Raw genomic sequence first — 27,000 nt, 5'->3', positions numbered from 1 at the left:
CAAGCAAAGCGCCCGGCATTTACATTTATACCTGCTCTTTCGCTGCAGGTTTAGGCAAAAAGCCTTCCAGCACAATCAACGCCGCGCCGATACAAATTGCGCTATCGGCAAGGTTAAAGGTAGCAAAATGCCAGTCGCCGACGTAGAAATCGATCATATCGACGACGAAGCCATGCCATAAGCGGTCGAAGAGATTACCGAGCGCGCCGCCGATAATCAGCGCATAAGCGATGTTATTCAGCTTTTGCGTGGCTTTCCCACGGTACATCAGTACCGTCAGCACCACGCAGATACCGATAGCAATACCGGCAAAGAACCAGCGCTGCCAACCACCGCTGTCAGCCATAAAACTGAATGCCGCGCCATAGTTACGCGCATAGTGCAGATTGAGCGATGGGAACAGCGACACCGTATCCCCCAGAGCAAAGTTCTGGAGGATCAGGTATTTACAGCCCAGATCGATAATCAGCACAACCACAACCAGCCACAGCCAGCGTAGTCCTGTAGAACAGAGAGGCTTACTCATCAGGCAAACTTACGTTTTTCGCCGTCACCGGCGACGTTGCTCACACAGCGTCCGCAGATATCTGCGTGCTCCGCCACCTGGCCGACATCATTGGTGTAATGCCAGCAGCGCGGGCACTTATCACCGTCGGCTTTGCTCAGCGCGACTTTCAGCCCTTTGAGCTGTTCGCTCTGCTGAGCATCCTCTGAAGCGCTGGCATAATCCGCAACTTTGGCCCCGGAGGTCAACAGGACAAATCGCAATTCGTCGCCCAGCGCGGTCAGCTTCGCTGCCAGCTCCGGCTCGGCGAACAGCGTAACTGCCGCTTCCAGAGAGCCACCGACTTTCTTGTCAGCGCGCGCCTGCTCAATAACCTTGTTCACTTCGCCGCGCACCTTCAGTAGCTCTTCCCAGAAGGCATCGTTCATCGCTTCGCTTTCAGCCAGGCTGAACAGGCCTTCGTACCACTCGCCGGTAAAGACATACTTCTCGCGATCGCCCGGCAGGTAACCCCAGATCTCATCGGCGGTAAAGGACATGATCGGCGCCATCCAGCGTACCAGCGCTTCTGCGATATGGTACAGCGCAGTCTGGCAGCTGCGACGCGCCACGCTGTCCGCTTTCGCGGTGTACTGGCGGTCTTTGATGATGTCGAGATAGAACGAACCCATTTCGATGGAGCAAAAACGCATCAGGCGTTGCACCACTTCGTGGAAATCATAGGAATCATAGGCCTGAACAATATCTTCCTGAGCCGCTTTCGCACAGCCCACAGCCCAGCGATCCAGCACAACCATCTCTTCCGGTTTCACCATATCTTTCGCCGGATCGAAGCCGTTGAGGTTTGCCAGCAGGAAGCGAGCGGTGTTACGGATACGACGATAGCTGTCCGCTGCGCGTTTCAGGATCTCGTCAGAAACCGCCATTTCACCCGTGTAATCGGTTGAAGCGACCCACAAGCGCAGGATATCCGCGCCTAGTTTGTTCATCACATCCTGTGGGGAAACGGTGTTGCCGATGGATTTGGACATCTTGCGGCCCTGACCATCCACGGTGAAACCGTGTGTCAGCACCTGGCGGTACGGCGCTTTACCCTTCATCGCCGTGGAGATCATCAGCGAGGACATAAACCAGCCGCGATGCTGATCCGAGCCTTCCAGATACATATCCGCTGCGTGACCGGCAAACTCTGGACGCACATCAACCACGGAAGCGTGAGTTGAACCGGAATCGAACCAGACGTCCAGCGTATCAGGCACTTTGACATAGTTGTCAGCGTCATCACCCATAATATCGCGCGGGTCGAGATCCCACCATGCCTGAATACCGTCGGCTTCAACGTATTTGGCAACGGCTTCGATCAGCTCGAGCGTGCGAGGGTGCAGCTCTTCGGTGTCTTTATGCACGAACAGCGCCATCGGCACGCCCCAGGTACGCTGGCGGGAGATACACCAGTCAGGACGGTTGGCGACCATAGATTCGATACGCGCCTGTCCCCAATCCGGGATCCACTGCACACCTTTGATTTCGCTCAGCGACTGAGCACGCAAACCCTTCTGATCCATGCTGACGAACCACTGCGGCGTGGCACGGAAGATAATCGGCGATTTATGACGCCAGCAGCAAGGATAGCTGTGCTGCATTTTTTCAACGTGCAGCAGCGCGCCTTTTTCCGTCAGCAGCGCAACGATCATATCGTTAGCTTTGAACACATTGACACCATCCAGCGTCGGGTAAGTACCCGGCAGATAGGTGCCGTCCGGACCAACCGGGTTGGCGATTTCCAGACCGTATTTCAGGCTGATGGTATAGTCGTCCGGGCCGTGACCGCCAGCGGTATGTACCGCACCGGTACCCGCTTCCAGTGTAACGTGATCGCCGAGGATCGCAGGGACATCAAAATCCAGGAATGGATGTTTAAAGCGCATCAATTCCAGCTCGGAACCCTTTACCGTTCCCAGCACGTTGTATTCTGCGGTGCCGATGCGTTTCATCACGCTCTCGACCAGATCTTTCGCCAGGATCAGCGCCTGACCATCAATCTGCACCAGCGCATACTCAAATTCCGGCGCGAGAGAAATTGCGCGGTTAGCAGGCAGTGTCCACGGCGTGGTGGTCCAGATAACCAGAGACACCGGGCCGTTAACAGTTGCAACGCCAAATTTGGCTTTTACTGCGTCCTGGTCAACCGCATGGAATGCCACGTCGATGGACGGCGATGTTTTGTCATAATACTCCACTTCTGCTTCCGCCAACGCGGAGCGGCAATCGACACACCAGTGCACCGGCTTGGCGCCTTTTAGCAGGTGGCCGTTGCCGATGATTTTGCCCAGCGCGCGGATAATATTGGCTTCGGTTTTAAAATCCATGGTCAGATACGGGTGCGACCAGTCGCCCAGCACGCCGAGACGGATAAAGTCTTTGCGCTGACCGTCAACCTGCGTTGCGGCATATTCACGGCATTTGGCACGGAACTCCGCAGCGGTGAATTTCTCACCCGGCTTACCGAACTCCTGCTCCACTTTCAACTCAATGGGCAGACCATGGCAATCCCAACCCGGGACATAGGGAGAGTCATAACCTGCGAGTCCTTTGGACTTCACAATAATGTCTTTCAGAATCTTGTTAACCGAGTGACCAATATGAATGCTGCCATTCGCATATGGAGGGCCATCATGCAGAATGAAGGTTTTTTTGCCTTTTTTCGCTGCACGGATGATGCCGTACAGGTCATCATCAGTCCAACGCGCCAGCATTCCCGGCTCACGCTTGGCGAGATCGCCGCGCATCGGGAACCCTGTTTCCGGCAAATTCAGGGTAGATTTATAGTCACTCATCAGATTCTCGGTTCCGTATTTCGGTTTGATTAATACCACCAGGCCTTAAGCCGGTTTAGATAGCCCAAAAAACTCGCGGGCCGCTACCTCATCGCGGGCGATTTGCGCTTTCAGCTCATCGAGCGAAGCAAATCGCTGTTCATCGCGTAATTTTTTACGCAACACAACATCTATATGACGTCCGTAGAGGTCTATTACAACATCCAAAAGATGTACTTCCAGCTGCTGGCGCACGCCTGCAACCGTCGGGCGAGTGCCGATATTGGCTACGCCCGGGTAAAGCGTATCGCCCAGTCCAGCCACTTCCACCGCATAGACCCCTTTTACCGGGGAGACCTGACGGCGCAGCGGTAAATTCGCCGTCGGGAAACCAATGGTACGCCCCAGTTCATCACCGTGTACTACGCGCCCGGAGATGCTGAACGGATGGCCAAGCAACTGTTCAGCCAACTGAAGGTTGTCGTCAGCCAATGCCTGACGCACAGCCGTGCTGCTCACGCGAACACCGCCATCAAAGAAAGTTTGCGTACTGGTGACGTCAAAGCCATATTTTTGACCAGCCTTCTGTAATAACAAGAAATCCCCTTGGCGACCAGCGCCAAAACGGAAATCGTCACCCACTGCGAGAAATTTCACACCAAGGCGGTCAACCAGCAGTTCACTGACAAAGGTTTGTGCGGTGAATGCCGCAAAACGGCGGTCAAAACGAACGCACAGAACATAATCCACGCCACACGCTGCCAGCCAGCGCAGCTTTTCACGTAGCCGGGTAAGACGCGCAGGGGCTTTCTGCCCGGCGAACAGTTCCAGCGGCTGTGGTTCAAAAATCATCACCACCACCGGCAAACTACGCGCCCGGCCTTCTGCGCCAAGCCCTTGTAAAAGCGCCTGATGGCCACGATGCACGCCATCGAAATTACCAATCGTCAGCACGCACCCGAAGGGTGCCTGGCTGAGGTTATGTATGCCGCGTATCAGCTTCATGTCTGGCTCAAAACAGTGAAAATCGTCGGATTATACCTTGTACAACGGGCAACGTTAACCGACGATTGCTTTCACACAGCAGAAAGGAGAAGGATTTCATCAGGCTGCCCGCCGCTGGCATGAAAATCTGACCTCGTGAGCGATTTTTCTGGTGGAAAAGCTGTATTCGCGACAAGCAAGCTGTTAGAATCTTGCGCCATCACTACGTAACGAGCGTTGTATTTTAACGGCGCTTATTTGCACAAATCCATTGACAAAAGAAGGCTAAAAGGGCATATTCCCCGGCCTTTGAATTGTCCATAAAGATCATATTTGGGAGTTGGACCTTGGCTAATATCAAATCAGCTAAGAAGCGTGCCGTTCAGTCTGAAAAGGCCCGCAAGCACAACGCAAGCCGTCGCTCAATGATGCGTACTTTCATCAAGAAAGTATACGCAGCAATTGAAACTGGCGACAAAGCGGCTGCACAGAAAGCATTTAACGACATGCAACCGATCGTGGATCGTCAGGCCGCTAAAGGTCTGATCCACAAAAACAAAGCAGCGCGCCATAAGGCTAATCTGACCGCGCAGATCAACAAACTGGCTTAATCGCTACGTTTTCTGGCTTTGTGAAAAAACCCGCTTCGGCGGGTTTTTTATTTTTGAGGCAGATCGAAAAGTGCCGAGTAATCCTGATTGCAAATGCGCTGCACAGCAGGATGCTGAATCATCCGTTCTGCAAAAATTGCGTGATACTCCTCCATCACATTATCCACCCGACCGATTTCAACCATGCTTTCATCGGCAAAAAGATCGTGAGCGTAGCGCGTCGGGGCAACAAAAATAGCATTGTGCGCGACACCAAACGCCTTCATCAGCGCAGCATCATCAAACTCCCCAAGAATCTCCACTTGCAAATCTTGCGTATTAAACCAGTTCAGCAGCCTGCGCCCCAGCATTGAACGTCGTCCTGGAATTAATAAGCGCCGCTCCTGCAAACAAAGCGGAAAAGGCGTTTTCGGCAACGGATTACTGCCCCAGAAACTGACGCTGCATTCGCCAATTTTCACCGAAAAAAGCCCCTCTTGCTGGGTGGAATCGATTGGGCAGTCAGAGATAATCATGTCGAGCTTATGCTGGCTTAGCTGCTCCAGCAGGAGTTCATGCGTCGATTCAAAACAACGTAAATGGATTGGTTCTCCCTCACTTATCGCCACGCTGAGGATAGTGCTAACCAGCCGCTTGGAGAGCGCATCCGCCACGCCGACATCAAATAACAGGCTGGACTCTTTGCGATAATTGATAATATCGAGCATCTCCTGACTGAGCGTGAACATCTTATCTGCGTAACGAAACACCAGTTCGCCCAGTTCTGTCGGTTCCAGCCCACGACCCTTACGTTTGAAGAGCTTGCCTTGTAGACGCTCCTCAAGGGATTTTATTTGCCCGGTGATGGTCTGCGGAGTCAGAAAGAGCGACTCCGCTGCTCCAACGACGGAGCCTTCACGGTAGACGTGCCAGAAATAATACAAATGGTTGTAATTGATATACGACATAGCCCTCTACTCACTTCCACTGCTAAGTGCGAACGATACGAGTACGCAGCAAGCAATACCCCGCCACTGCCGAGATAATTGAGCCGGTGAGGATCCCCAGTTTACTCCAGGCAATCATCTCCTCATGGGCATCGCCAAAGGCCAGCGAGGCGATAAAAATTGACATAGTAAAGCCAATGCCGCACAGCAAGCCTACCGACATAATCTGTTTAAATGCAGCGCCCTGTGGTAACTTCGCCAGCTTTAAACGTAACGCCAGCCAGCAGAAGATTGTGATACCCAGCGGCTTACCAAGAACCAGCCCGGCAATAATGCCTAACGGCAGCACATCTCCCAGCCCGGATACAGACATTCCGCTCAGCGATACGCCGGCATTCGCAAAAGCAAATAACGGCAGAATCAGCCATGCAACCCACGGATGAATTGCATCGACCAGTTGACGAGCCGGAGAAACACCGCTCTGCTCGCGCAGCGGAACAAAGAAACCGACAACCACTCCGGCGAGCGTCGCGTGGACGCCGGATTTTAGCACCGCCGTCCACAGCACTATCCCAACCAGCATATAAATACCGATGCGCCGAACATTACAGGCATTCAGTATCGCCAGTACGGCAATGGATGCCGCCGCCACACCCAGCGCAGTGGTTGAGAGATCGCTGGTGTAGAACAAGGCAATAATGATTATCGCACCCAGATCGTCAATGATCGCCAGCGCCATCAGGAACACTTTCAGCGCCACAGGCACGCGATTACCCAGCAAAGCAAGGACACCGAGAGCAAAGGCAATATCCGTCGCGGTTGGAATAGCCCAACCGTGTCGCGCCAGTGGATCGTGGAAATTGAACAGCAGGAAGATTAATGCGGGCGCAACCATACCGCCAAAGGCGGCAATCACCGGGAATACGGCCTGCTGGCGGCTGGCAAGTGCGCCCTGCACCAGTTCATATTTCACTTCCAGGCCGATCATCAAGAAAAATACGGCCATCAACGCATCGTTGATCCATAGCAGCATGTTTTTGTTGATTTCCAGCGAACCGAACTTGAATTCGACGGGCGTCGACAGGAAGTTGTGGTAAAGATCCTGTGTCACTCCAAGATTGGCACACAGCATTGCGAGCGCTGCCGCAATGATAAGTACGATGCCCCCGGCGGCATCGCTGCTAAAGAAACGCTGTAAAAGCTTCATGTTATTCTCTCGGTCACTGTTCCATTGTGCGGACTATCTTACCCCTCACGAATCCTCGGTAAAACCAGATTATAATTGGGCATATATTCTCTTTTTCCGAATAGTGCCATAAACGATAAAAAAGGCCCGGCATAAAGCCGGGCCTGATATAGGCGGTGCGGGAGACTTAGCGCGTCAAATCGTCGAAAAATTTTTTCACGCCGTCGAAGAAGCTCTTGGAACGCGGGCTGTTGTGCTCGCCCGTCGGGCCACCAAAGCTGTCCTGCAGATCTTTAAGCAGTTGCTTCTGCTTTTCGTTCAGACCAACCGGCGTTTCAACAACGACACGGCACAACAGATCGCCCTGCGCGCCGCCACGGACAGACTTCACGCCCTTGCCGCGCATGCGGAACAGTTTGCCGGTCTGGGTTTCAGTGGGTACTTTCAGCTTCACGCGGCCATCCAGCGTCGGCACTTCGATTTCACCACCCAACGCCGCCATAGCAAAGTTGATCGGCACTTCGCAGTACAGGTTATTGCCTTCACGCTCGAAGATAGGGTGCTGTTTCACCTGCACCTGAACGTACAGATCGCCTGCTGGTGCACCATGCTCACCCGCTTCGCCTTCGCCGCTCAGGCGGATGCGATCGCCGGTGTCCACCCCTGCCGGGATTTTCACGGACAGGGTTTTGGATTTCTCCACGCGGCCATGACCGTGACATTTGTTGCACGGATCTTTAATCAGCGTACCTCGCCCCTGACAGTGCGGACAGGTCTGCTGTACTGCGAAGAATCCCTGGCGCATCTGCACCTGGCCGGAACCGTGACAGGTCGGACAGGTTTGCGGCTGAGTGCCAGGTTTAGCGCCGCTGCCGTGGCAAACGTCACACTCTTCCAGCGTTGGAATGCGAATCTCTTTGGTCACGCCGCGTACCGCTTCTTCCAGCGTCAGATCCATGTTGTAGCGCAGGTCAGCACCACGTGCTGCGCGCTGGCGACCACGCCCACCGCCGAAGATATCGCCGAACACGTCGCCGAAAATGTCACTGAAGTCTGCGCCGCCGCCAAAGCCGCCTCCGCCGCCGAATCCACCACCACCCATTCCGCCCTGCTCAAATGCTGCATGTCCGTACTGATCGTAAGCCGCACGTTTCTGGGCATCGGTCAGGACTTCATAGGCTTCTTTTATCTCTTTAAATTTGGCTTCGGCCTCTTTATCGCCCTGGTTGCGGTCCGGGTGATATTTCATGGCCAGGCGTTTATACGCCTTTTTGATTTCACGCTCTTCCGCTGTTTTCGGAACGCCTAAAATCTCGTAATAATCTTGCTTCGCCATCGGTTTATCTGCCCCTTAACATACGAGCACGGGCGTGGAGAAAACTCCGACGCCCGTGCTGGTTATCTACCCTGCATCAGGGCGATTATTTTTTGTCTTTGACTTCTTCGAACTCGGCGTCGACAACATCGTCATCTTTCGCGTTGTTCGCGGAAGCATCAGCGCCCGCTTGCTGCTGCGCATGCTGCTGTTGTGCTATTTCCAACAGTTTCTGGGAAACCTGTGCCAGCGCCTGCATTTTCGCTTCGATTTCGGCTTTGTCTTCGCCTTTCAGCGCAACTTCCAGCTCACTCAGTGCAGACTCGATAGCCGTTTTGTCTTCTGCTGGCAGTTTATCGCCTGCTTCTTGAACCTGCTTACGCGTGCTGTGCAGCAGATGGTCGCCCTGGTTACGGGTTTGCACCAGTTCTTCGAACTTACGGTCAGATTCAGCATTCGCTTCTGCGTCACGAACCATTTTCGCGATTTCATCTTCATTCAGACCAGAAGAAGCCTTGATGGTGATCTTCTGCTCTTTACCACTGTTTTTATCTTTCGCGGAAACGTGCAGAATACCGTCAGCGTCGATATCGAAGGTAACTTCAATCTGCGGCATGCCGCGCGGTGCCGGGTTGATTCCATCCAGGTTGAACTGACCCAGAGATTTGTTATCGGACGCACGTTTACGTTCACCCTGCAGCACATGGATGGTTACTGCGGACTGGTTATCTTCCGCAGTAGAGAATACCTGGCTGTGCTTAGTCGGGATGGTGGTGTTTTTGTTGATCAGCGCAGTCATCACGCCGCCCATGGTTTCGATACCCAGCGACAGCGGGGTAACATCCAGCAGCAGAACGTCTTTAACTTCACCCGTCAGAACACCGCCCTGAACCGCAGCACCAATAGCAACGGCTTCATCCGGGTTAACGTCTTTACGCGGCTCTTTACCGAAGAACTCAGCCACTTTTTTCTGCACCATCGGCATACGAGTCTGACCACCGACCAGGATCACGTCGTTGATGTCGGATACGGACAGGCCAGCATCCTGCAGTGCAACTTTCAGCGGCTCAATAGAACGGTTAACCAGATCTTCCACCAGGCTTTCCAGTTTCGCACGAGTCACTTTAATATTCATGTGTTTCGGACCGGTCGCGTCTGCAGTGATGTACGGCAGGTTCACGTCGGTCTGCTGCGCGGAAGAGAGCTCGATTTTCGCTTTTTCTGCCGCTTCTTTCAGACGCTGCATCGCCAGCGGATCGTTGCGCAGATCGATACCTTGCTCTTTTCTGAACTCTTCCACCAGATAGTTGATCAGGCGGCTGTCGAAGTCTTCACCACCCAGATGGGTGTCCCCGTTGGTAGCCAGTACTTCGAAGGTTTTTTCGCCGTCGACTTCATCGATTTCGATGATTGAGATATCGAACGTACCACCACCCAGGTCGTAAACCGCGATGGTGCGGTTACCGGTTTCTTTATCCAGACCGTAGGCCAGCGCTGCCGCTGTCGGTTCGTTAATGATACGTTTTACTTCCAGACCTGCGATACGGCCAGCGTCTTTAGTTGCCTGACGCTGAGCATCGTTAAAGTAAGCAGGTACGGTGATAACCGCTTCAGTTACCGGCTCACCCAGGTAATCTTCAGCAGTTTTTTTCATTTTTTTCAGCACTTCGGCAGAGATCTGCGGCGGTGCCATTTTGGTGCCTTTTACATCAAGCCATGCATCGCCGTTATCAGCAGCAATGATTTTGTAAGGCATGATAGCTTCGTCACGCTGGACTTCTTCATCCTGGAAGCGGCGGCCGATCAGGCGTTTGATCGCAAACAGGGTGTTTTGCGGGTTCGTCACGGCCTGACGTTTAGCCGGCTGACCTACCAGAGTTTCACCATCCTGTGTGTAAGCAATGATAGAAGGAGTGGTGCGATCGCCTTCAGCATTTTCCAGCACACGAGCCTGAGAGCCATCCATAATGGCTACACAAGAGTTGGTTGTCCCAAGGTCGATACCAATAATTTTACCCATCTAAACGTCTCCACTAAAAATTCGTCATCATGTGGTTGTGAACCTGTAATAAGGGCGAAACGTGCTGTTTCAACCACCCTGTATCGTTTTTTTTCAGGCCCACACACTGCGGTTGACTACAAGATGGGGTCGCTAAGCGGCTCATCAAGGGGCAAACGATAAAAAATTTTTTAATTTACACCAGTTCAGATCATAGACAGGCCCATTAGCGCTAATTATGATGCCGCACCCCGCCAGTTCAACAGGGTGCGGGGGCTTTCATTTCTCCCTTTCCATATTGATTTATTTTGAGGAATTATGGGCAACACTAAGTTGGCTAATCCGGCTCCGCTGGGCTTAATGGGTTTCGGCATGACCACTATTCTGCTTAACCTGCATAATATTGGTTTATTCCCAATGGACGGCATTATTCTGGCGATGGGCATTTTCTATGGTGGTATCGCACAAATTCTCGCGGGCCTGCTTGAATATAAAAAGGGCAACACCTTTGGTTTAACTGCGTTCACCTCTTATGGTTCTTTCTGGTTAACGCTGGTCGCGATTCTGCTGTTTCCGAAAATGGGTCTTGCGGATGCAACAAACGGCCATTTCCTCGGCGTTTATCTGGGGATTTGGGGCGTATTCACCCTGTTTATGTTCTTTGGTACGCTGAAAGGCGCGCGTGCGCTGCAGTTCGTTTTCCTGAGCCTGACCATATTGTTCGCCTTGCTGGCGGTAGGTCATCTGGCTGATAACGAAAGCATCGTACATGTCGCGGGTTGGATCGGTCTGGTTTGTGGCGCGAGCGCCATCTACCTTGCAATGGGCGAAGTGCTGAATGAACAGTTCGAACGCACAATACTGCCAATTGGTGAAAAGCATTAATTCCTGCGCTGAATGCTAAAATGCGAAGCCTGGCTTCGCATTTCTTCTCATATCACTCTTCCTGACATGCTCCCGCCCTCAGCCGTTACAGGCTTTTAGTAACCTGGTGCACATTAATTACCCTCGGCCCACTCAAGATGAAAACGGAGCCTGAGGTTCCGTTTGTTTATGCTTGCTCTACCGGCCGCTCCGCTACGCTATCCTGGTGATGGAGATCCTGACGCAGCCAGATCCCCAGCGCTAAACCAATAAGTGATAACACCAGTACATACCAGGCAGGTGCCATCGGCGAAACCCCCATTAGCAGGGTCACCGCAATCGGAGTCAGGCCGCCGAAAATAGCGTATGAGACGTTATACGAGAAAGAGATACCCGTGAAGCGAACCTCTGCCGGAAACGCCCGCACCATTACGTAAGGAACCGCGCCGACCACGCCAACGCACAGCCCCACCAAACCATACAGGACAAAGAGCTGCTCAGGGTGTGCTCCCACAAGGTGGTAGAAAAACCAACTGGAACAGGCAAGTAGCACGCTGCCAATAATAAAGGTGCGACTGGCGCCAAATTTATCGATCAGCAACCCGGCGGTCAGACAACCAAAGCAAAGCATAATGGTCGCAATGCTATTGGCCTGCAACGTCAGGGCCGGAGCAAAACCATACTGTTTTTGCAGCCAGACCGGTGACATCAGAATCACCACCACAATCCCGGCGGAAAGCAGCCAGGTCAGCAGCATGGAAATCATCACTGCTTTTTTATGTTTCAACACGACTGATTTAACAGGTAATTCCTTCGCCAGCGCTTTACGTTGCTGCATCTCAAGAAAGACGGGTGTTTCTTGTAACCAGCGGCGCAGATACATCGCCACCAGGCCAAATGCGCCGCCCAGCAGGAACGGAATACGCCAGCCGCCATCATGAATAGATTGTTGCGTCATGCTGGTATTAACCAGTGTCGCCACCACCGAACCGAGCAAAATCCCCACGGTCAGGCCCGCTGTTAAGGTACCACAAGCAATACCGATGCGACGCGCCGGAACATGCTCCGCCACAAACACCCACGCGCCAGGCACTTCACCACCGATGGCCGCCCCCTGTAAAACACGCATCGAGAGCAGCAACAGCGGCGCCACAATACCTGTTGAGGCATACGTTGGCAGCAAACCAATCGCCAGCGTCGGTAACGCCATCAGCAGAATACTCAGGGTAAACATCTTCTTGCGCCCGACCAGATCGCCGAAGTGCGCCATGACAATGCCACCAAGCGGACGCGCCAGATAACCGGCGGCAAAAATGCCAAAGGTTTGCACCTGGCGCAGCCATTCCGGAATATCCTCCGGGAAGAAAAGCTTGCCAACCACGGCGGCGAAGAAGACGAAAATGATGAAATCGTAAAACTCCAGCGCACCGCCGAGGGCAGCAAGCGTCAGCGTTTTATAATCCTGTCTGTTCAGAGGACGAGTGGCATTTGACATAGCGAACCATTTGTAAATAGAGAGGGCTTATTTAATTATTACGAATTATGTAAATTAAAAATTACTATACCGTAAATAAATCAACACGCCATGGTTCGCCGTTTTTATTTCAGAAAAGATTAACTTTTAGGATAATATTTCCCGCCTTGCATTTTTAGGCCGGAAAGATGCTACAACTTGCGGATTGGTTTCAACATAAGGTCCGTCAAGCAGCTGTACACAATACGGAACACTGGCAAAAATACCGGGCACTTTCACTTCGCCGTCAGCGCTTTTTAGGCCTTCCAGCGTCTCTTTGATCGATTTGGGCTGGCCGGGCAAATTCAGGATCAATGCCTGTTTGCGGATCACGCCGACCTGGCGAGAGAGGATCGCCGTCGGTACAAAATTGAGGCTGATTTGCCGCATCTGCTCACCAAACCCCGGCATTTCGCGATCGGCGACCGCCAGCGTCGCGTCCGGCGTTACGTCGCGTCGCGCAGGCCCGGTGCCGCCAGTCGTCAGCACCAGATGGCAACTCATTTCGTCCACCAGCTCGCACAGCGTTTGTTCAATGATGCTTTGCTCGTCCGGGATCAATCGGGTCTCAATCTGAAACGGCGTTGTCAGCGCGCTCGCCAGCCACTCCTCAAGCGCAGGAATACCCTTATCCTGGTAAATACCGCTGGATGCGCGATCGGAAACCGAAACTAAACCAATGCGTAATGTGTCCATATTCATTCCGTTCAAAAAACTATTTAACGAAATGATACACGCTGAAGGGAAAGGCAGACAGTAGGGAGAGAAGAAGCGTGACCGGAAAACCGGCCACGCCTGAGGGTTACAGCAGATCGCCGATCATTTTTTCCAGTTTTTCCTGGTCAACGGCAAACTTACGGATACCATCCGCCAGTTTGTCTACTGCCATCGGATCCTGGTTATGCTGCCACAGGAATTCCGCTTCGGTGATACGTTCCGGACGCGCTTTCACTTCACCGGTATACGCCAGTTTGCGCTCGATGGTGCCAGCGCTTTCAGACAGCTCTTTCAGCAGCGCCGGAGCAATGGTCAGACGGTCGCAGCCAGCCAGTTCGATGATTTCACCGGTATTACGGAAGCTGGCGCCCATCACCACGGTTTCATAACCGTGCTGTTTGTAGTACTGGTAAATTTCGGTTACGGAAACCACACCTGGATCTTCTGCAGGTGCGTACTCTTTCTTGTCAGTGTTGGCTTTGTACCAGTCCAGGATACGACCAACAAACGGGGAGATCAGGAATACGCCCGCTTCGGCACATGCACGCGCCTGCGCGAAGGAGAACAGCAGCGTCAGGTTACAGTTGATGCCCTCTTTCTCCAGTTGTTCAGCCGCACGAATACCCTGCCAGGTAGAGGCCAGTTTGATCAGGATACGATCGTTGCTGATACCTGCATCGTTGTACATCTTGATCAGTCGTTTTGCTTTGGCGATCGAGGCTTCGGTGTCGTAAGAGAGACGAGCATCAACCTCAGTTGAGATACGGCCAGGGATCAGTTTGAGGATTTCCAGACCAATGTTCACCGCCAGGCGATCTGTCGCGTCAACAACTTGCTGCGCACGATCGCCGCTCTGAGCACGAGCCCATGTTACGGCGTCGTCGATCAGCTTACGGTATTCCGGGATTTGGGCAGCGCCAAGGATCAGAGAAGGGTTCGTTGTTGCATCCTGCGGCTGGTACAGTTTCATTGCCGCGATATCTCCGGTATCAGCCACGACTGTTGTGTACTGACGCAGGGAGGTCAATTTATCCGTCATGATAATGTTTCTCTTTAAACGATACCCTGAATAATTCATGTTTGGCCCACGACACATTTGCACCCCTGGAGCACAAACGCGGCCAGCGCACCTGAACGTGAAGTATGACGAGTATACTTGTTAGGGGGATGTAACCGGTCTGCCCTGATGATAACACGACGCCCTGCCAGCGCAACCGCAGACAATGCTTTGTCAATAGTATGGTAAACTCTGCTAATTAATTGCCTGCGAAGTGATGTGCCTCCACCGACAGCCTCGCCTCAGGTTATAACCCGGCATCAACAAGAGGAATGTTAATGCCAGAATTTTTCTCATTTATCAGTGAAATACTTTGGGGCTCATTCATGGTGTACTTGCTGGCAGCGGCAGGTATCTGGTTTGCTGTACGCAGTCAGTTTGTCCCCTTTCGTTTTCTGTGCGACTTTGGGAAAAACCTTCAAAGTCGCCGCACACAACAACCCAACACGATCACCGCTTACCAGGCACTCTGTCTGAGCCTGGCAACACGGCTGGGCAGCGGGAATCTGGCGGGCGTGGTTTTTGCCTTAACCGCCGGCGGTCCAGGCGCTATTTTCTGGATGTGGATCGCCGCACTCATCGGCATGATAATCAGCTTTGCCGAATGCTCTCTGGCACAGCTGTATAAAGAGCGCGATACGGAAAATCAGTTTCGCGGTGGACCGGCATGGTATATGGCGCGCGGTTTAGGTATGCGCTGGATGGGGGTGCTTTTCTCAGTGTTCCTGCTGCTCACGTATGGCCTGGTTTTTAATACCGTTCAGTCCAGCGCCGTCGCACGGGCCATGCACTTTGTGTGGGGCGTGCCGGGAATCGCGAGCGGCATGGCACTGGCACTCTGCGTTCTCTTTTTCATCGTTCGGGGATTAAAACCTGCCGCCCGGCTGATGCAGTGGTTGGTGCCAGTGATAGGGCTTGCCTGGATTCTGGTCAGTCTGGGTCTTAGTCTTTGGCATGCCAACTTACTGCCAGGAATTTTTAACACCATCATTAAAAGCGCTTTCGGCTGGCAGGAAGCGGCGACAGGCACGATGGCATACACATTGAGTCAGGCAATGACCAGCGGTTTTCAGCGCAGTATGTTTGCCAACGAAGCCGGGCTGGGATCTTCGCCTAACGCCGCCGCGATGGCTGCCTCGTGGCCACCGCACCCGGTAGCACAGGGAATTGTACAAATGATCGGCGTACTGGTAGATACCTTCCTGGTCTGCACCGCCAGCGCCGTGGTGCTATTGCTGGCGGGTACGATTCCGCTAAGCGATGCATTTGGTGGCATCCAACAATTGCAGCAAGCCATGAACTCATTGACCAGTGGCTGGGGCGCGGGATTTGTCGCCTGTATCGTCCTGTTCTTCGCATTTACCTCGATCGTCACCAATTACATTTATGCGGAAAATAATCTGATCTTTTTACACTGCCACAGTAATCGAAACCTCTGGCTGCTGCGCATCGGTGTTTTATCGATGGTAGTGGCAGGTCCCCTATTCAGCGTACCGCTTATCTGGCACATTGCCGATGTCGTGATGGCGCTGATGGCGATGATCAACCTGACCGCCATTTTGCTACTTTCTCCGGTAGTCAGATTGCTGGCTCGTGACTATCTGCGCCAGCGCAAACTGGGAGTCATGCCGCTTTTCGACCCGCAGCGTTATCCGGAAATAAAGCGCCAACTGGCACCAGGCAGCTGGGATGATATTCCCCGCTCGTAGCGCTAATCGCAACTATCGATCAAGTCTGCCATTTTTTTTGCTAAAGTCAGCGGAAATTTCTCGCACAGCAAGGACTGAGTATGCTGATTCTTATTTCACCTGCCAAAACCCTCGATTACCAGAGCCCGCTGGCGACCACGCGTTTTACCCAGCCGGAACTGTTGGATCACTCACAGCAACTGATTAACAGCGCGCGTAAGCTCTCCGCGCCGCAAATCAAAGCGCTAATGGGGATCAGCGACAAGCTGGCCGATCTGAACGCCACGCGTTTTCACGACTGGCAACCTGATTTCACCCCGGAAAATGCGCGCCAGGCCATCCTGGCATTTAAAGGGGATGTCTATACCGGCTTACAGGCAGAAACCTTTAGCGATGCGGATTTCGATTTCGCGCAGCAACATCTGCGTATGCTTTCCGGTTTATACGGCGTGCTGCGTCCACTGGATCTGATGCAACCGTACCGCCTGGAGATGGGTATTCGCCTGGAAAATGCCAAAGGGAAAGATCTCTACCAATTCTGGGGCGACGTGATCACGCACAAACTCAACGAAGCCATTGCGGCACAAGGCGATGAGATCGTTATCAATCTGGCCTCTGATGAGTATTTCAAATCGGTCAAAATGCAAAAGCTGAACGCCCGGATCATTAAACCGGTGTTTCTTGACGAGAAAAACGGCAAGTTCAAAGTTATCAGCTTCTACGCCAAAAAAGCACGCGGTCTGATGAGTCGTTTTATTATTGAGAATCGCCTGACGAAACCGGAGCAATTAACCGGGTTTAACAGTGAAGGCTATGTCTTTGATCGGGAAGTTTCATCGCAGGAAGAGTGGGTGTTTAAGCGGCACGAACAATAAGAAAAACCCTCTCCTGTTCGAGAGAGGGTTAGAAAGTTATGGATGGCGATGCCAGTCATCATCTGGCCCGCCATGATGATCGTCATGGCGATAATCATGGTGATCGTCAAAGTGGCCGTGCGGCTGCCAGCGGTTCTCACGCCATTCGTAGTGTTTCTGCCACCAACCATGATCGCGCCAGTGGCCGCCATCCCAGTAGTTTCCAGCGCGGTCGCGATCGCCGATTTGCAGTTTCACTGCTGGCACAAGGGTGATTTCTGCGGCCTGCACAGCCAGAGGAGCCACCAACATCATGGAAAGCGCTAACATCATAGGTTTCAACATAGGTTACTCCTTTGCATCATCTTGCCCGTTATGGGCCGATGTCAGGAGATTATGCGACGCCAGAGGATGTTGTTATTGTCCGCAATCCTAATCTTCTAACCCCCGCATTTATTGGGAATTCATCCATTTTCACTGTCATTTCTCTACATAATTTCTCCCTGATTCCCCCGCTTGCAGGCAGGGGAAGCAGAGAAATTACGCGTTACGCATCATCAACTGACGTAATGCAGAAAAATCCGCAGGCAAATGATGGGAAAGTAGCGGCATATCCGCGCGATCCGCCAGCTCTTTCGGCAGCGGCAACGATTCGCCCAAAATCTCCTCCACGCTCTCTTTGAATTTCGCAGGATGGGCCGTACCGAGGAACAGGCCGTACTCACCCGGATTAAGCTGATCGCGCAGGGCGCGATATGCAATCGCGGCATGCGGCTCGGAAACATAGCCTTTATCCTTCAGCTCGCGCATGGCCGCTTTCGTCGTTTCATCGTCCACAGCAGCATAAGCCAGCTCATTCAGACGCCAAATTTTACGGCGGAACAGCTCCTCAACGCGCGGCCAGTTGTTCGGCTGGCTAACATCCATGGCATTTGAGAGCGTCGCTTGTGTCGCTTTTGGCTGCCATTGCCCCTCTTTGAGGAAACGTGGCACGGTATCGTTGGCATTGGTCGCTGCGATAAAGCGTTTGATTGGCAGCCCCAGTGATTTCGCCAGCAAACCGGCGGTCAGATCGCCGAAGTTACCGCTCGGTACGGAAACCACCAGTTGGTTACGCGCTTCCTGCGGCAGCTGCGCGACCGCTTCGAAGTAGTAACAAATCTGTGCCAGCAATCGGCTGATATTGATCGAGTTCGCCGAGTTCAGCCCCAGCGCGGCTTTCAGTTCTTCATCGTCGAAAGCCTGTTTCACCAGCGCCTGGCAGGCATCGAAGTCGGCATCAATCGCCACAGTTTCGATATTACCACCCAGTGTACAGAACAGTTTTTCCTGCAACGGGCTGATTTTACCTTGCGGATAGAGGATAACCACGCGCACATTTTTCATGCCATAGAAGGCATGTGCTACCGCAGCGCCGGTATCACCCGAGGTAGCAGTCAGAATAGTCACCGGTTTGTCGCCGCTGATGGCGCTTAGCATCTGCGCCATAAAACGTCCGCCAAAATCTTTAAACGCCAGCGTTGGCCCATGGAACAGCTCCAGACAGCCGATATCGCTCTCTACTGGTTTAACCGGTGCCGGGAAAGCAAACGCGGCACGTACCCGCGCTTCCAGTTCGTCCTGTCGAATTTCGTCGCCAATAAAAGCAGCAAGAATCTTCGCACTACGGCTGACGAAATCCTGCTCCAACATGGTGTCGATTTCGGTCAGGTCAAATTCCGGCAGCTCGTGCGGAAAAAACAGGCCCTGATTTTTGCCAAGCCCCTGCGTTACGGCCTGCGCAAAGCTGACCTGTTCGTTGTGATCTTTTAAATTGTAGAGTTTCATTGGTTATCCCACTACTCGTGCGCCCGCCGTATCCAGCCGGCAAATATGAACAAAGCCTTCCTGATTTTGCAGATAGTGTTTGCCAAGCCAGTCGGCTACACGCTGGGCGGTGTCCTGCTTATCGCATAGAGCAAACAGCGTTGGCCCGGAACCGGAGATCCCACAGGCCAACGCGCCAATATCGGCCACAGCCTGGCGCGCTTCGCCAAAACCCGGCAACAATTTCATGCGGTACGGCTCGGCAATCACGTCTTTCATCAATTTTGCCGCTAGCGCTGGCTGACGGGTGTAGCAGGCGTGAATAAAGCCCGCCAGATGCCGGCCGTGAGCGATGCAATCCTGACGACGATATTGTGCGGGCAAAATAGCGCGCGCTTCCGCCGTTGAGACTTTAATCCCCGGATAGGCCAGTACCCACAACCATTCATCAAAACCTGGCACCTGCTGGCTGATAATGCCGCTTTCCTCGATCATCAACTGCATACCGCCGAGGAAGCAGGGGGCGACGTTATCGTAATGCACGCTACCTGAAATGCGCCCTTCCAGCTCGCCCATCAACGCCAGCATGCGCGTATCATCCAGTGGTTTACCGCAGTATTCATTCATCGCCACCAGCGCGGCGACAACAGAACAAGCGCTGGAACCGAGCCCAGAGCCAATCGGCATGTTTTTTTCCAGCGTCATTGCCACCGGAATCTGCCTGCCAATCGTCTGGCAGAACAGTTCCCAGCACTGATAAACAATATTTTCCTGCGGTTCAGTCGGTAATTTACTGGCAAAACGGCCAATATTTTTCAGGCTGAAATGTTCTGCGGCTTCCACCGAAACATTATCGCCCAGCAAAGTTCCATCTACCGGCGTCACCGCCGCGCCCAGCACATCAAAGCCAACACTCATATTGGCGCTTGAAGCCGGAGCATACACCTTCACCATGTCAGACTCCTAACTTCCAGGACAGGGTACGCAGCAGGTCTGCGAAGACACCAGCTGCTGTGACATCGTTACCCGCGCCGTAACCGCGTAATACCAACGGCAACGGCTGATAATAGTGGCTGTAGAATGCGAGAGCATTCTCACCATTTTTCACTTTATAGAGTGGATCATTACCGTCAACAGCGGTGATCTTCACGCGACAAGTACCATTTTCTTCAATATTACCGACATAACGCAGCACTTTCCCTTCATCGCGGGCTTGCGCCACGCGAGAGGCGAACTCATCATCCAGCTGCGGCAGGCGCGCCATTAAGCTCTCAACATCGCCGGACGCATCAAACGTTGCGGGTAAGACGGGCTCAATGACAATATCAGAAAGCTCCAGTTCCCGCCCGGTTTCACGGGCCAGAATCAGCAACTTACGTGCGACATCCATCCCGGAGAGATCGTCTCGCGGATCCGGTTCAGTGTAACCCAACTCACGCGCCAACGCCGTGGCTTCCGAGAGGTTCATTCCCTCGTCCAGTTTGCCGAAAATAAACGACAGTGAGCCAGAAAGGATCCCGGAAAAATGTTGTAACTCATCACCAGCGTTGAGCAGGTTTTGCAGGTTTTCAATCACCGGAAGACCTGCACCAACGTTGGTGTCATACAGGAACTTACGGCGAGATTTCTCCGCTGCGCGACGCAATTGGTGATAGTAATCCAGTGACGAGGTGTTGGCTTTCTTATTCGGCGTGACAACGTGGAAACCTTCCCGCAGGAAATCCGCGTACTGATCGGCCATCACCTGGCTGGAAGTACAGTCAACAATCACCGGATTAAGCAGATGATACTCTTTCACCAGACGGATCAAGCGCCCCAGATTGAAAGGCTCTTTCGCCTCCGCCATTTCAGCCTGCCAGTTTTCCAGATTCAGGCCATGTACATTGGTCAGCAATGCTTTTGAGTTTGCTACGCCGCACACACGCAGATCGATATGTTTGTTTTTCAACCAGCCTTGTTGACGCTTCAACTGCTCCAGCAACGCGCCACCAACACCGCCAACACCAATGACAAAAACTTCAATCACCTGGTCGGTGTTAAACAGCATCTGGTGAGTAACGCGCACACCAGTCGTCGCATCATCATTGCTCACTACAACTGAGATAGAACGTTCAGAGGAGCCCTGAGCAATTGCCACAATGTTGATATTGGCGCGTGCCAGAGCGGCAAAGAATTTCGCCGAGATACCGCGCAAAGTACGCATGCCATCGCCGACCACGGAGATAATCGCCAAACGCTCCATCACTGCCAGCGGTTCCAGCAGCCCCTCTTTGAGCTCCAGATAGAACTCCTCATTCATCGCTTTCTGAGCGCGAACACAATCGGACTGCGGAACACAGAAGCTGATGCTGTATTCCGAGGAGGATTGGGTAATCAAGACGACAGAAATCCCTGAGCGAGACATCGCCGCAAATACGCGGGCGGCCATGCCAACCATACCTTTCATGCCCGGGCCTGAAACACTAAACATCGCCATGTTGTTCAGGTTAGAGATCCCTTTCACTGGCAGGTCATCTTCGTCCGACGTTGCGCCAATGAGCGTGCCGGGGGCTTGCGGGTTACCGGTATTTTTAATCAGGCAAGGGATCTGGAACTGAGCAATTGGAGTAATCGTGCGGGGGTGAAGAACTTTGGCGCCGAAGTAGGAGAGCTCCATGGCCTCCTGATACGACATTGACTTCAGCAGCCTGGCGTCCGGTACCTGTCTTGGGTCGCATGTATAGACGCCATCGACATCCGTCCAGATCTCACAACAATCGGCGCGTAAACAGGCGGCCAGCACGGCGGCAGAGTAATCCGAGCCGTTGCGCCCCAGCACGACCAGCTCACCTTTTTCGTTACCGGCAGTGAAACCTGCCATCAGCACCATATGATCCTGCGGGATGCGGCTGGCAGCGATACGGCGAGTTGATTCGGCAATATCGACTGTCGATTCCAGATAGTGACCGACAGCAAGTAATTTTTCCACCGGATCGATAACGCTGACGTTATGACCACGCGCTTCCAGCAGACCGGCCATGATGGCGATGGAGAGTTTCTCGCCACGGCAGATCAGCGCCGCATTGATACTGTCCGGGCACTGCCCCAGCAGACTGATACCATGCAGAACATGTTTGATCTGTGCAAATTCTTGTTCGACGAAGGTTTTTAACTGTGCGAGAGGAAATCCAGGTTGCGCATCAGCCAGTCCTTGCAGCAAGTCGGCGAAAATACGTTCTGCATCGCTAATATTCGGTACTGCATCTTGGCCACTGATGGTCTTTTCGATCATCGCCACCAGATGGTTGGTGATTTTCGCCGGGGCAGAAAGTACGGTCGCTACCTGCCCTTGCCTGGCATTATTTTCCAGAATGTCGGCAACACGCAGAAAACGTTCTGCATTTGCCACTGATGTACCGCCGAACTTCAACACTCGCATGGTTTTACCCCTTGATCTTTGGTCGAAAAAAAAACCCGCACTGTTCAGGTGCGGGCTTTTTTCTGTGTTTCCTGTACGCGTCAGCCCGCACCGTTACCTGTGGTAATGGTGATGGTTGTAATAATGGTAATGGTGCTGATGCGTGTCATAGATGTTGTGTGCTCTGTAATATTATCTGTCTGTGCTGTATGCCTATATTGGTTAAAGTATCTGCCCGATTAAGTCAATTTATTTTTATTTTTTGCATTTTTATTCGCCTTCCCGGCTACGCTGAAACAACAGTTACTTTCAGCGTGACAAGGTCATTACAATAATAGATTTCAGCGGTTTTAACTATAAAACAAACTTATCGCAGTGACTTACTCGGAGAGTTTTTTTTCAATATCGTGCAGCAATCGGTGCAACATTGCAGTATCCCGCTGTTCAAGCAGACCAAGACGCTGATCCAGCCAGTCTGCCATTTTGATATCGTCCGCAACGCAGAGTTTTTCCAGTAATTCACGGGCCCGCAAACGCAATGCATGCAACTGGTTGGCATCAACCGGCGTTACTTGTTGAGGTACCTGTTGCATTAATGACGCTAATTGATAGCAAAAAACCATGACTGCCTGACCCAGATTCAGCGATGGATAATCCGCCGCCATCGGCACGCCGGTTAAGATGTCTGCCAGCGCCAGTTCTTCATTGGTCAAACCAGAATCTTCGCGACCAAAGACCAGCGCGGCGCTGCCAATCCACGCGCGTTTCTCTTGCAATAGCGGCACCAGTTCTGCTGGCGTCGCGTAATAGTGAAACTTCGCCCGGCTACGCGCCGTGGTCGCAATGGTGAACTGAACGTCCACCAGCGCGTCGGCAAGCGTCGCATAAGCTTTAACATTATCAAGGATATCGCCGGAACCGTGGGCAACACGGCGCGCACCGTCCTGCAAATGCGCATCACTATCAACGATGCGCAAGTCATGAAACCCCATGGTTTTCATCGCCCGGGCAGCTGCGCCAACATTCTCGGCCCTCGCGGGGCAAACCAGTACAACAGCCAATTGCATCTTATTTTCCCTTCTTACTGATTCCGCAGGAGAATGTGACATATATCAACATACTACGCAGAGCGAATTTACAATTTTCTAACATAAATCACTGATTTTCAGATTACATAAAATTAAAAAAGCTACACTGTTTATCAGCAATAGTACCTGCTAAGATGTTAACAAAAGGGGCTTATCCCTATGTTTATACATAGTATTTTATTACTGTATTTCTTTCTTGTATTGGATTCATCATATTTATCAATTAATATGCGCAACTAGTTGGTTTATTGATAAATAGTCGCAAGCACTGGCATTTGACTGTGAAGATTTCGCCAGACTGTTAACGTGCTACAATTGAACTTGATATATGTCAACGAAGCGTAGTTTTATTGGGTGTCATTTACGTCTTAGCCTGTTATGTTGCTGTTAAAATGGTTAGGATGGCAGCCGTTTTTGACACTGTCGGGTTCAGAGGGAAAGTGCCCACGACCAAGCTAATGATGTTGTTGACGTTGATGGAAAGTGCATCAAGAACGCAATTACGTACTTTAGTCATGTTATGCCGTCATGTTAATTTTCGACATGCACCAGGCTGGTCAGGGACTTTTGTACTTCCTGTTTCGATTTAGTTGGCAATTTAGGTAGCAAACATGCAGACCCCGCACATTCTTATTGTTGAAGACGAGTTGGTAACACGCAACACGTTAAAAAGCATTTTCGAAGCAGAAGGCTACGATGTCTTTGAAGCGACTGATGGCGCTGAAATGCATCAGATTCTTTCTGAAAATGATATCAACCTGGTGATTATGGATATTAACCTGCCAGGTAAAAACGGCCTTTTGCTGGCGCGCGAACTGCGCGAGCAGGCAGACGTAGCACTGATGTTCCTGACCGGACGTGATAACGAAGTCGATAAGATTTTGGGCCTCGAAATTGGTGCCGACGACTACATCACGAAGCCGTTCAACCCACGAGAACTGACTATCCGCGCTCGCAATCTGCTGTCGCGCACCATGAACCTGGGCACAGTCAGCGAAGAACGCCGCAGCGTTGACAGCTACAAGTTCAACGGCTGGGAGCTGGATATCAACAGTCGCTCGCTGGTTAGCCCAAACGGCGAACAGTATAAGCTGCCGCGCAGTGAATTCCGCGCGATGCTGCACTTCTGCGAAAATCCGGGAAAAATCCAGTCCCGTGCCGAACTGTTGAAAAAAATGACCGGCCGCGAGCTGAAGCCGCACGACCGCACCGTGGACGTGACGATTCGCCGCATTCGCAAACATTTTGAATCCACACCGGACACGCCGGAAATCATCGCCACTATTCATGGTGAAGGTTACCGTTTCTGCGGCGATCTGCAGGAATAAGCGACAATTGATAAAAAAGCGGCGCTCAGGCGCCGCTTTTTTATTTCCGCTATTTGCTCCACGGAATGATAGGAACTGCACTTAACGCATTCTTCGGCGAGCCTTCAACGACTTTGTCGGAGTAGGCTAAATATGCCAAAGTGTTACGTTTTGCGTCATAGAAACGCACTACCTGCAATTTTTTAAATACCAGCGAAGTCCGTTTCTGGAAGACCACATCGCCCTGCGCATTGCCGGTCTTGATTTTATCGCTTAGTTCAACCGGCCCTACCTGCTGGCAAGAAATGGCGGCATCTGAAGTGTCCTCCGCCAGCCCCAGCCCGCCCTTGATACCGCCGGTTTTTGCCCGGCTGATATAACAGGTCACGTTTTTAACGTCCGGGTCGTCAAACGCCTCAACTACAATTTTGTGATCCGGGCCAAACATTTTAAAGACTGTATCCACAGAACCAATCTGTTCCGCATGGGCTGAACTCCATGCCACCAACATCAATGCAGAAATGCATAACTTCGTGTATTTCATATTGTTACCATTTTTGAATATTACCTTTAGCAACTATTCAGTTTTCAAATGAGAAACTGTTTGCAGATCACCGTGTTACAAAATTCATGATGAAAATCAGTCACAATGCGAATTTGTGCATAAAAAAAACACCGAATGCTAAAGCCTTAAAAACCCGCTATTATCCGTTCCCTGGTATCAGGTGTTCATCGCTATATTAAGGAAGAGGATATTGTATGGATCAGGCTGGGATCATTCGCGACCTACTCGCCTGGCTGGAAGGCCATCTGGATCAGCCGCTCTCATTAGATAATGTGGCGGCAAAAGCGGGCTATTCCAAGTGGCATTTGCAACGGATGTTCAAAGACGTCACCGGCCATGCCATTGGTGCTTACATCCGCGCTCGTCGCCTGTCAAAATCCGCAGTCGCATTACGGCTTACCGCCCGTCCTATTCTTGATATTGCACTACAATATCGTTTCGATTCACAGCAAACATTCACCCGGGCTTTCAAAAAACAGTTCACCACCACGCCTGCGCTCTATCGCCGTTCGCCAGACTGGAGCGCCTTTGGTATCCGCCCGCCGCTACGTCTTGGCGAGTTTACTTTGCCCAAACATGAATTTGTAACGCTTCCGCCGATGCACCTGATCGGCACAACGCAGAGCTACACCTGCTCGCTGGAGGAGATCTCTGATTTCCGTAATCAAATGCGCATCCAGTTCTGGCGTGAATTTTTAAGCAATTCGCCAACGCTTCCTCAGGAGTTGTACGGGCTGCACGAACCGCGCCCCAGCCTCGAGAAAGACGATGAACAGGAGGTGTTTTATACTACGGCGCTGACGCCGGAAATGGCGAATGGTTATTTGAGCAATGCACAGCCGGTATTACTGGAGGGTGGCGATTACATGGCCTTCTCTTTTGAAGGCTCCCCCGACGGATTACAGGACTTTATTCTGACCGTTTATGGCACGTGCATGCCGATACTCAACCTTACGCGCCGCAAAGGCCAGGATATTGAGCATTTCTACACGCAGCCTGACGACTCACGCGACCGTGAGCCGCCGTTACACATTCGCTGCGAATATCTGGTACCAATCCGCCGTTAACGCTGTAATTCATCCAGCGCAGGGGCGTCGAGATGCGAAACATCGCCTGCGGTTTCCACCACCCAGCCAGATGCCAGCCACGGGCTGTGCTGGTAATCGATGCGGGAGATGGAGCAGTTGCGCAGACGCAGACGGCGTTCTGCATAAGCCGGAAGCCCGAGAATGGTACTCACCAGGCAACCCAGTGCCATACCGTGACTGATCAGCATCGGCCGGCTTCCTTCCGGTAGCTCCAGACAAGTAGCCAGCGCAGCGTGCATACGATCGCTCAGCTCCTGCATCGACTCACCGTCAGGAATACGGCCATCTGCCGTGCCATTCACGAGCTGTCGGCGCCAGCTCTCTTCCTCTTCCGTTAGGGAATCAATATGACGGCGTTCAAGAACGCCCATATCCAGCTCGCGCAGACGCGGCTCAAGCGTAATTTCGCAACCGCAGGCATCAGCGATGATCTCCGCCGTGCGACGGGTTCGCCCCAGGTCGCTGGCAATAATATGGGTGATGCCCAGCGCTTTCGCGCGTTCAGCCACCTGCCACGCCTGCGTTTCCCCTTTGTCGGTTAACGGACTGTCTGACTGGCCTTGAATACGACGCTCGGCGTTCCACTGCGTTTCACCGTGGCGAACAAGGTATACCTGTAACATGCTTTTTTATCCATTATACTGCGATGAATTTATTATCTGAGGAAGGCCTCTGTCCGGGATAAAGAACGCGTCTCTTTTCGGACAAGCCAAT

General features: G+C 52.3%; 25 protein-coding genes and 1 other annotated feature. Of the genes, 6 read left to right on the top strand and 19 right to left on the bottom strand.

The window, feature by feature from the left end:
- Positions 1-25: 25 nt before the first annotated feature.
- Genes lspA through ribF form a run of 3 tightly spaced genes read right to left on the bottom strand, consistent with a single transcriptional unit; the run spans position 26 to position 4,326 of the window.
- Entirely contained in the window at positions 26-526 is a 501-nt protein-coding gene (gene lspA, locus BM427_RS14205; RefSeq protein ID WP_090122481.1) for a signal peptidase II, read from the bottom strand.
- Positions 526-3,342 carry an isoleucine--tRNA ligase gene (ileS, locus tag BM427_RS14200; RefSeq protein WP_090122480.1) on the bottom strand — a complete coding sequence of 939 codons (2,817 nt, stop codon included), beginning with the start codon at positions 3,340-3,342 and terminating at the stop codon, positions 526-528. Before ileS ends, lspA begins: the two co-directional genes overlap by 1 nt.
- Before the next feature lie 45 nt (positions 3,343-3,387).
- Positions 3,388-4,326, bottom strand: a complete 939-nt coding sequence (gene ribF / locus BM427_RS14195; RefSeq protein ID WP_090122478.1) for a bifunctional riboflavin kinase/FAD synthetase — start codon at positions 4,324-4,326, stop codon at positions 3,388-3,390.
- Positions 4,327-4,652: 326 nt separating this feature from the next.
- Here ribF and rpsT point away from each other — a divergent pair, with 326 nt between their 5' ends.
- On the top strand, positions 4,653-4,916 hold the full coding sequence (rpsT, locus tag BM427_RS14190) for a 30S ribosomal protein S20 (RefSeq protein WP_090122477.1): 264 nt from the start codon (positions 4,653-4,655) through the stop codon (positions 4,914-4,916).
- Positions 4,917-4,963: 47 nt separating this feature from the next.
- Here the strand turns inward: rpsT and nhaR are convergent, their stop codons facing one another.
- The 4 genes from nhaR to dnaK form a co-directional block, all read right to left on the bottom strand.
- Positions 4,964-5,863, bottom strand: a complete 900-nt coding sequence (gene nhaR / locus BM427_RS14185; RefSeq protein ID WP_090122463.1) for a transcriptional activator NhaR — start codon at positions 5,861-5,863, stop codon at positions 4,964-4,966.
- A gap of 22 nt (positions 5,864-5,885) precedes the next feature.
- The gene (gene nhaA, locus BM427_RS14180; protein WP_090122461.1) at positions 5,886-7,049 is read right to left on the bottom strand and encodes a Na+/H+ antiporter NhaA; all 1,164 of its coding nucleotides are present in this window, start codon (positions 7,047-7,049) and stop codon (positions 5,886-5,888) included.
- A gap of 166 nt (positions 7,050-7,215) precedes the next feature.
- Complete coding sequence (dnaJ, locus tag BM427_RS14175) at positions 7,216-8,364, bottom strand: molecular chaperone DnaJ (protein ID WP_090122460.1); 1,149 nt, start codon at positions 8,362-8,364, stop codon at positions 7,216-7,218.
- 85 nt (positions 8,365-8,449) lie between these two features.
- Positions 8,450-10,363, bottom strand: a complete 1,914-nt coding sequence (gene dnaK, locus BM427_RS14170) for a molecular chaperone DnaK (protein ID WP_090122458.1) — start codon at positions 10,361-10,363, stop codon at positions 8,450-8,452.
- A 297-nt stretch (positions 10,364-10,660) separates the two neighbouring features.
- Here dnaK and satP point away from each other — a divergent pair, with 297 nt between their 5' ends.
- The gene (satP, locus tag BM427_RS14165; RefSeq protein WP_090122457.1) at positions 10,661-11,227 is read left to right on the top strand and encodes an acetate uptake transporter; all 567 of its coding nucleotides are present in this window, start codon (positions 10,661-10,663) and stop codon (positions 11,225-11,227) included.
- A 166-nt stretch (positions 11,228-11,393) separates the two neighbouring features.
- Here the strand turns inward: satP and BM427_RS14160 are convergent, their stop codons facing one another.
- The 3 genes from BM427_RS14160 to tal form a co-directional block, all read right to left on the bottom strand.
- A complete protein-coding gene (locus BM427_RS14160; RefSeq protein WP_090122455.1) occupies positions 11,394-12,701 on the bottom strand; it encodes an MFS transporter in 1,308 nt (435 codons plus the stop codon).
- A gap of 126 nt (positions 12,702-12,827) precedes the next feature.
- Entirely contained in the window at positions 12,828-13,415 is a 588-nt protein-coding gene (mog, locus tag BM427_RS14155) for a molybdopterin adenylyltransferase (RefSeq protein WP_090122453.1), read from the bottom strand.
- Between the two features lie 106 nt (positions 13,416-13,521).
- A complete protein-coding gene (tal, locus tag BM427_RS14150; protein ID WP_090122451.1) occupies positions 13,522-14,475 on the bottom strand; it encodes a transaldolase in 954 nt (317 codons plus the stop codon).
- A 296-nt stretch (positions 14,476-14,771) separates the two neighbouring features.
- Between tal and BM427_RS14145 the strand changes: the two genes are divergently transcribed.
- Both BM427_RS14145 and yaaA read left to right on the top strand, forming a co-directional pair.
- Positions 14,772-16,202, top strand: a complete 1,431-nt coding sequence (locus tag BM427_RS14145; protein WP_090122449.1) for an alanine/glycine:cation symporter family protein — start codon at positions 14,772-14,774, stop codon at positions 16,200-16,202.
- Positions 16,203-16,282: 80 nt separating this feature from the next.
- Positions 16,283-17,056, top strand: a complete 774-nt coding sequence (gene yaaA, locus BM427_RS14140; RefSeq protein WP_090122448.1) for a peroxide stress protein YaaA — start codon at positions 16,283-16,285, stop codon at positions 17,054-17,056.
- Between the two features lie 36 nt (positions 17,057-17,092).
- Here the strand turns inward: yaaA and BM427_RS14135 are convergent, their stop codons facing one another.
- The 7 genes from BM427_RS14135 to yjjY all read right to left on the bottom strand — a co-directional run bounded on the left by BM427_RS14135 (position 17,093) and on the right by yjjY (position 23,843).
- Positions 17,093-17,380 carry a DUF2502 domain-containing protein gene (locus BM427_RS14135; RefSeq protein ID WP_090122447.1) on the bottom strand — a complete coding sequence of 96 codons (288 nt, stop codon included), beginning with the start codon at positions 17,378-17,380 and terminating at the stop codon, positions 17,093-17,095.
- Positions 17,381-17,575: 195 nt separating this feature from the next.
- Entirely contained in the window at positions 17,576-18,862 is a 1,287-nt protein-coding gene (gene thrC, locus BM427_RS14130) for a threonine synthase (protein WP_090122445.1), read from the bottom strand.
- A 3-nt stretch (positions 18,863-18,865) separates the two neighbouring features.
- Complete coding sequence (gene thrB, locus BM427_RS14125; protein WP_090122444.1) at positions 18,866-19,795, bottom strand: homoserine kinase; 930 nt, start codon at positions 19,793-19,795, stop codon at positions 18,866-18,868.
- A gap of 1 nt (position 19,796) precedes the next feature.
- Positions 19,797-22,259 (bottom strand): bifunctional aspartate kinase/homoserine dehydrogenase I, encoded by a 2,463-nt coding sequence (gene thrA, locus BM427_RS14120; RefSeq protein ID WP_090122443.1) that lies wholly within the window; start codon positions 22,257-22,259, stop codon positions 19,797-19,799.
- A 24-nt stretch (positions 22,260-22,283) separates the two neighbouring features.
- Positions 22,284-22,401 (bottom strand) — a sequence feature (Thr leader region).
- Complete coding sequence (gene thrL, locus BM427_RS25385; RefSeq protein WP_071532065.1) at positions 22,340-22,408, bottom strand: thr operon leader peptide; 69 nt, start codon at positions 22,406-22,408, stop codon at positions 22,340-22,342. (Overlaps the previous feature by 62 nt.)
- Before the next feature lie 210 nt (positions 22,409-22,618).
- Complete coding sequence (locus tag BM427_RS14110; RefSeq protein WP_090122441.1) at positions 22,619-23,305, bottom strand: tRNA/rRNA methyltransferase; 687 nt, start codon at positions 23,303-23,305, stop codon at positions 22,619-22,621.
- Between the two features lie 397 nt (positions 23,306-23,702).
- Complete coding sequence (yjjY, locus tag BM427_RS14105; protein ID WP_090122440.1) at positions 23,703-23,843, bottom strand: YjjY family protein; 141 nt, start codon at positions 23,841-23,843, stop codon at positions 23,703-23,705.
- A 94-nt stretch (positions 23,844-23,937) separates the two neighbouring features.
- Between yjjY and arcA the strand changes: the two genes are divergently transcribed.
- Entirely contained in the window at positions 23,938-24,654 is a 717-nt protein-coding gene (gene arcA / locus BM427_RS14100; RefSeq protein ID WP_090122438.1) for a two-component system response regulator ArcA, read from the top strand.
- Positions 24,655-24,703: 49 nt separating this feature from the next.
- Here the strand turns inward: arcA and creA are convergent, their stop codons facing one another.
- Positions 24,704-25,177: a protein CreA gene (gene creA, locus BM427_RS14095; protein ID WP_090122436.1), complete on the bottom strand. Its 474-nt coding sequence runs from the start codon at positions 25,175-25,177 to the stop codon at positions 24,704-24,706.
- A gap of 215 nt (positions 25,178-25,392) precedes the next feature.
- Here creA and robA point away from each other — a divergent pair, with 215 nt between their 5' ends.
- Positions 25,393-26,265 carry an MDR efflux pump AcrAB transcriptional activator RobA gene (robA, locus tag BM427_RS14090; RefSeq protein WP_090122434.1) on the top strand — a complete coding sequence of 291 codons (873 nt, stop codon included), beginning with the start codon at positions 25,393-25,395 and terminating at the stop codon, positions 26,263-26,265.
- Here robA and gpmB read toward each other — a convergent pair.
- Positions 26,262-26,909 (bottom strand): 2,3-diphosphoglycerate-dependent phosphoglycerate mutase GpmB, encoded by a 648-nt coding sequence (gpmB, locus tag BM427_RS14085; protein ID WP_090122431.1) that lies wholly within the window; start codon positions 26,907-26,909, stop codon positions 26,262-26,264. The two genes, robA and gpmB, sit on opposite strands and share 4 nt — an antisense overlap.
- Positions 26,910-27,000: the final 91 nt, after the last annotated feature.

The sequence above is a fragment of the Kosakonia arachidis genome, from assembly GCF_900116535.1.
Taxonomy (GTDB): Bacteria; Pseudomonadota; Gammaproteobacteria; order Enterobacterales; family Enterobacteriaceae; genus Kosakonia; species Kosakonia arachidis.
The sequence above is the reverse complement of the archived record's forward strand: the minus strand, read 5'-3'. Positions and strand labels throughout refer to the sequence as shown.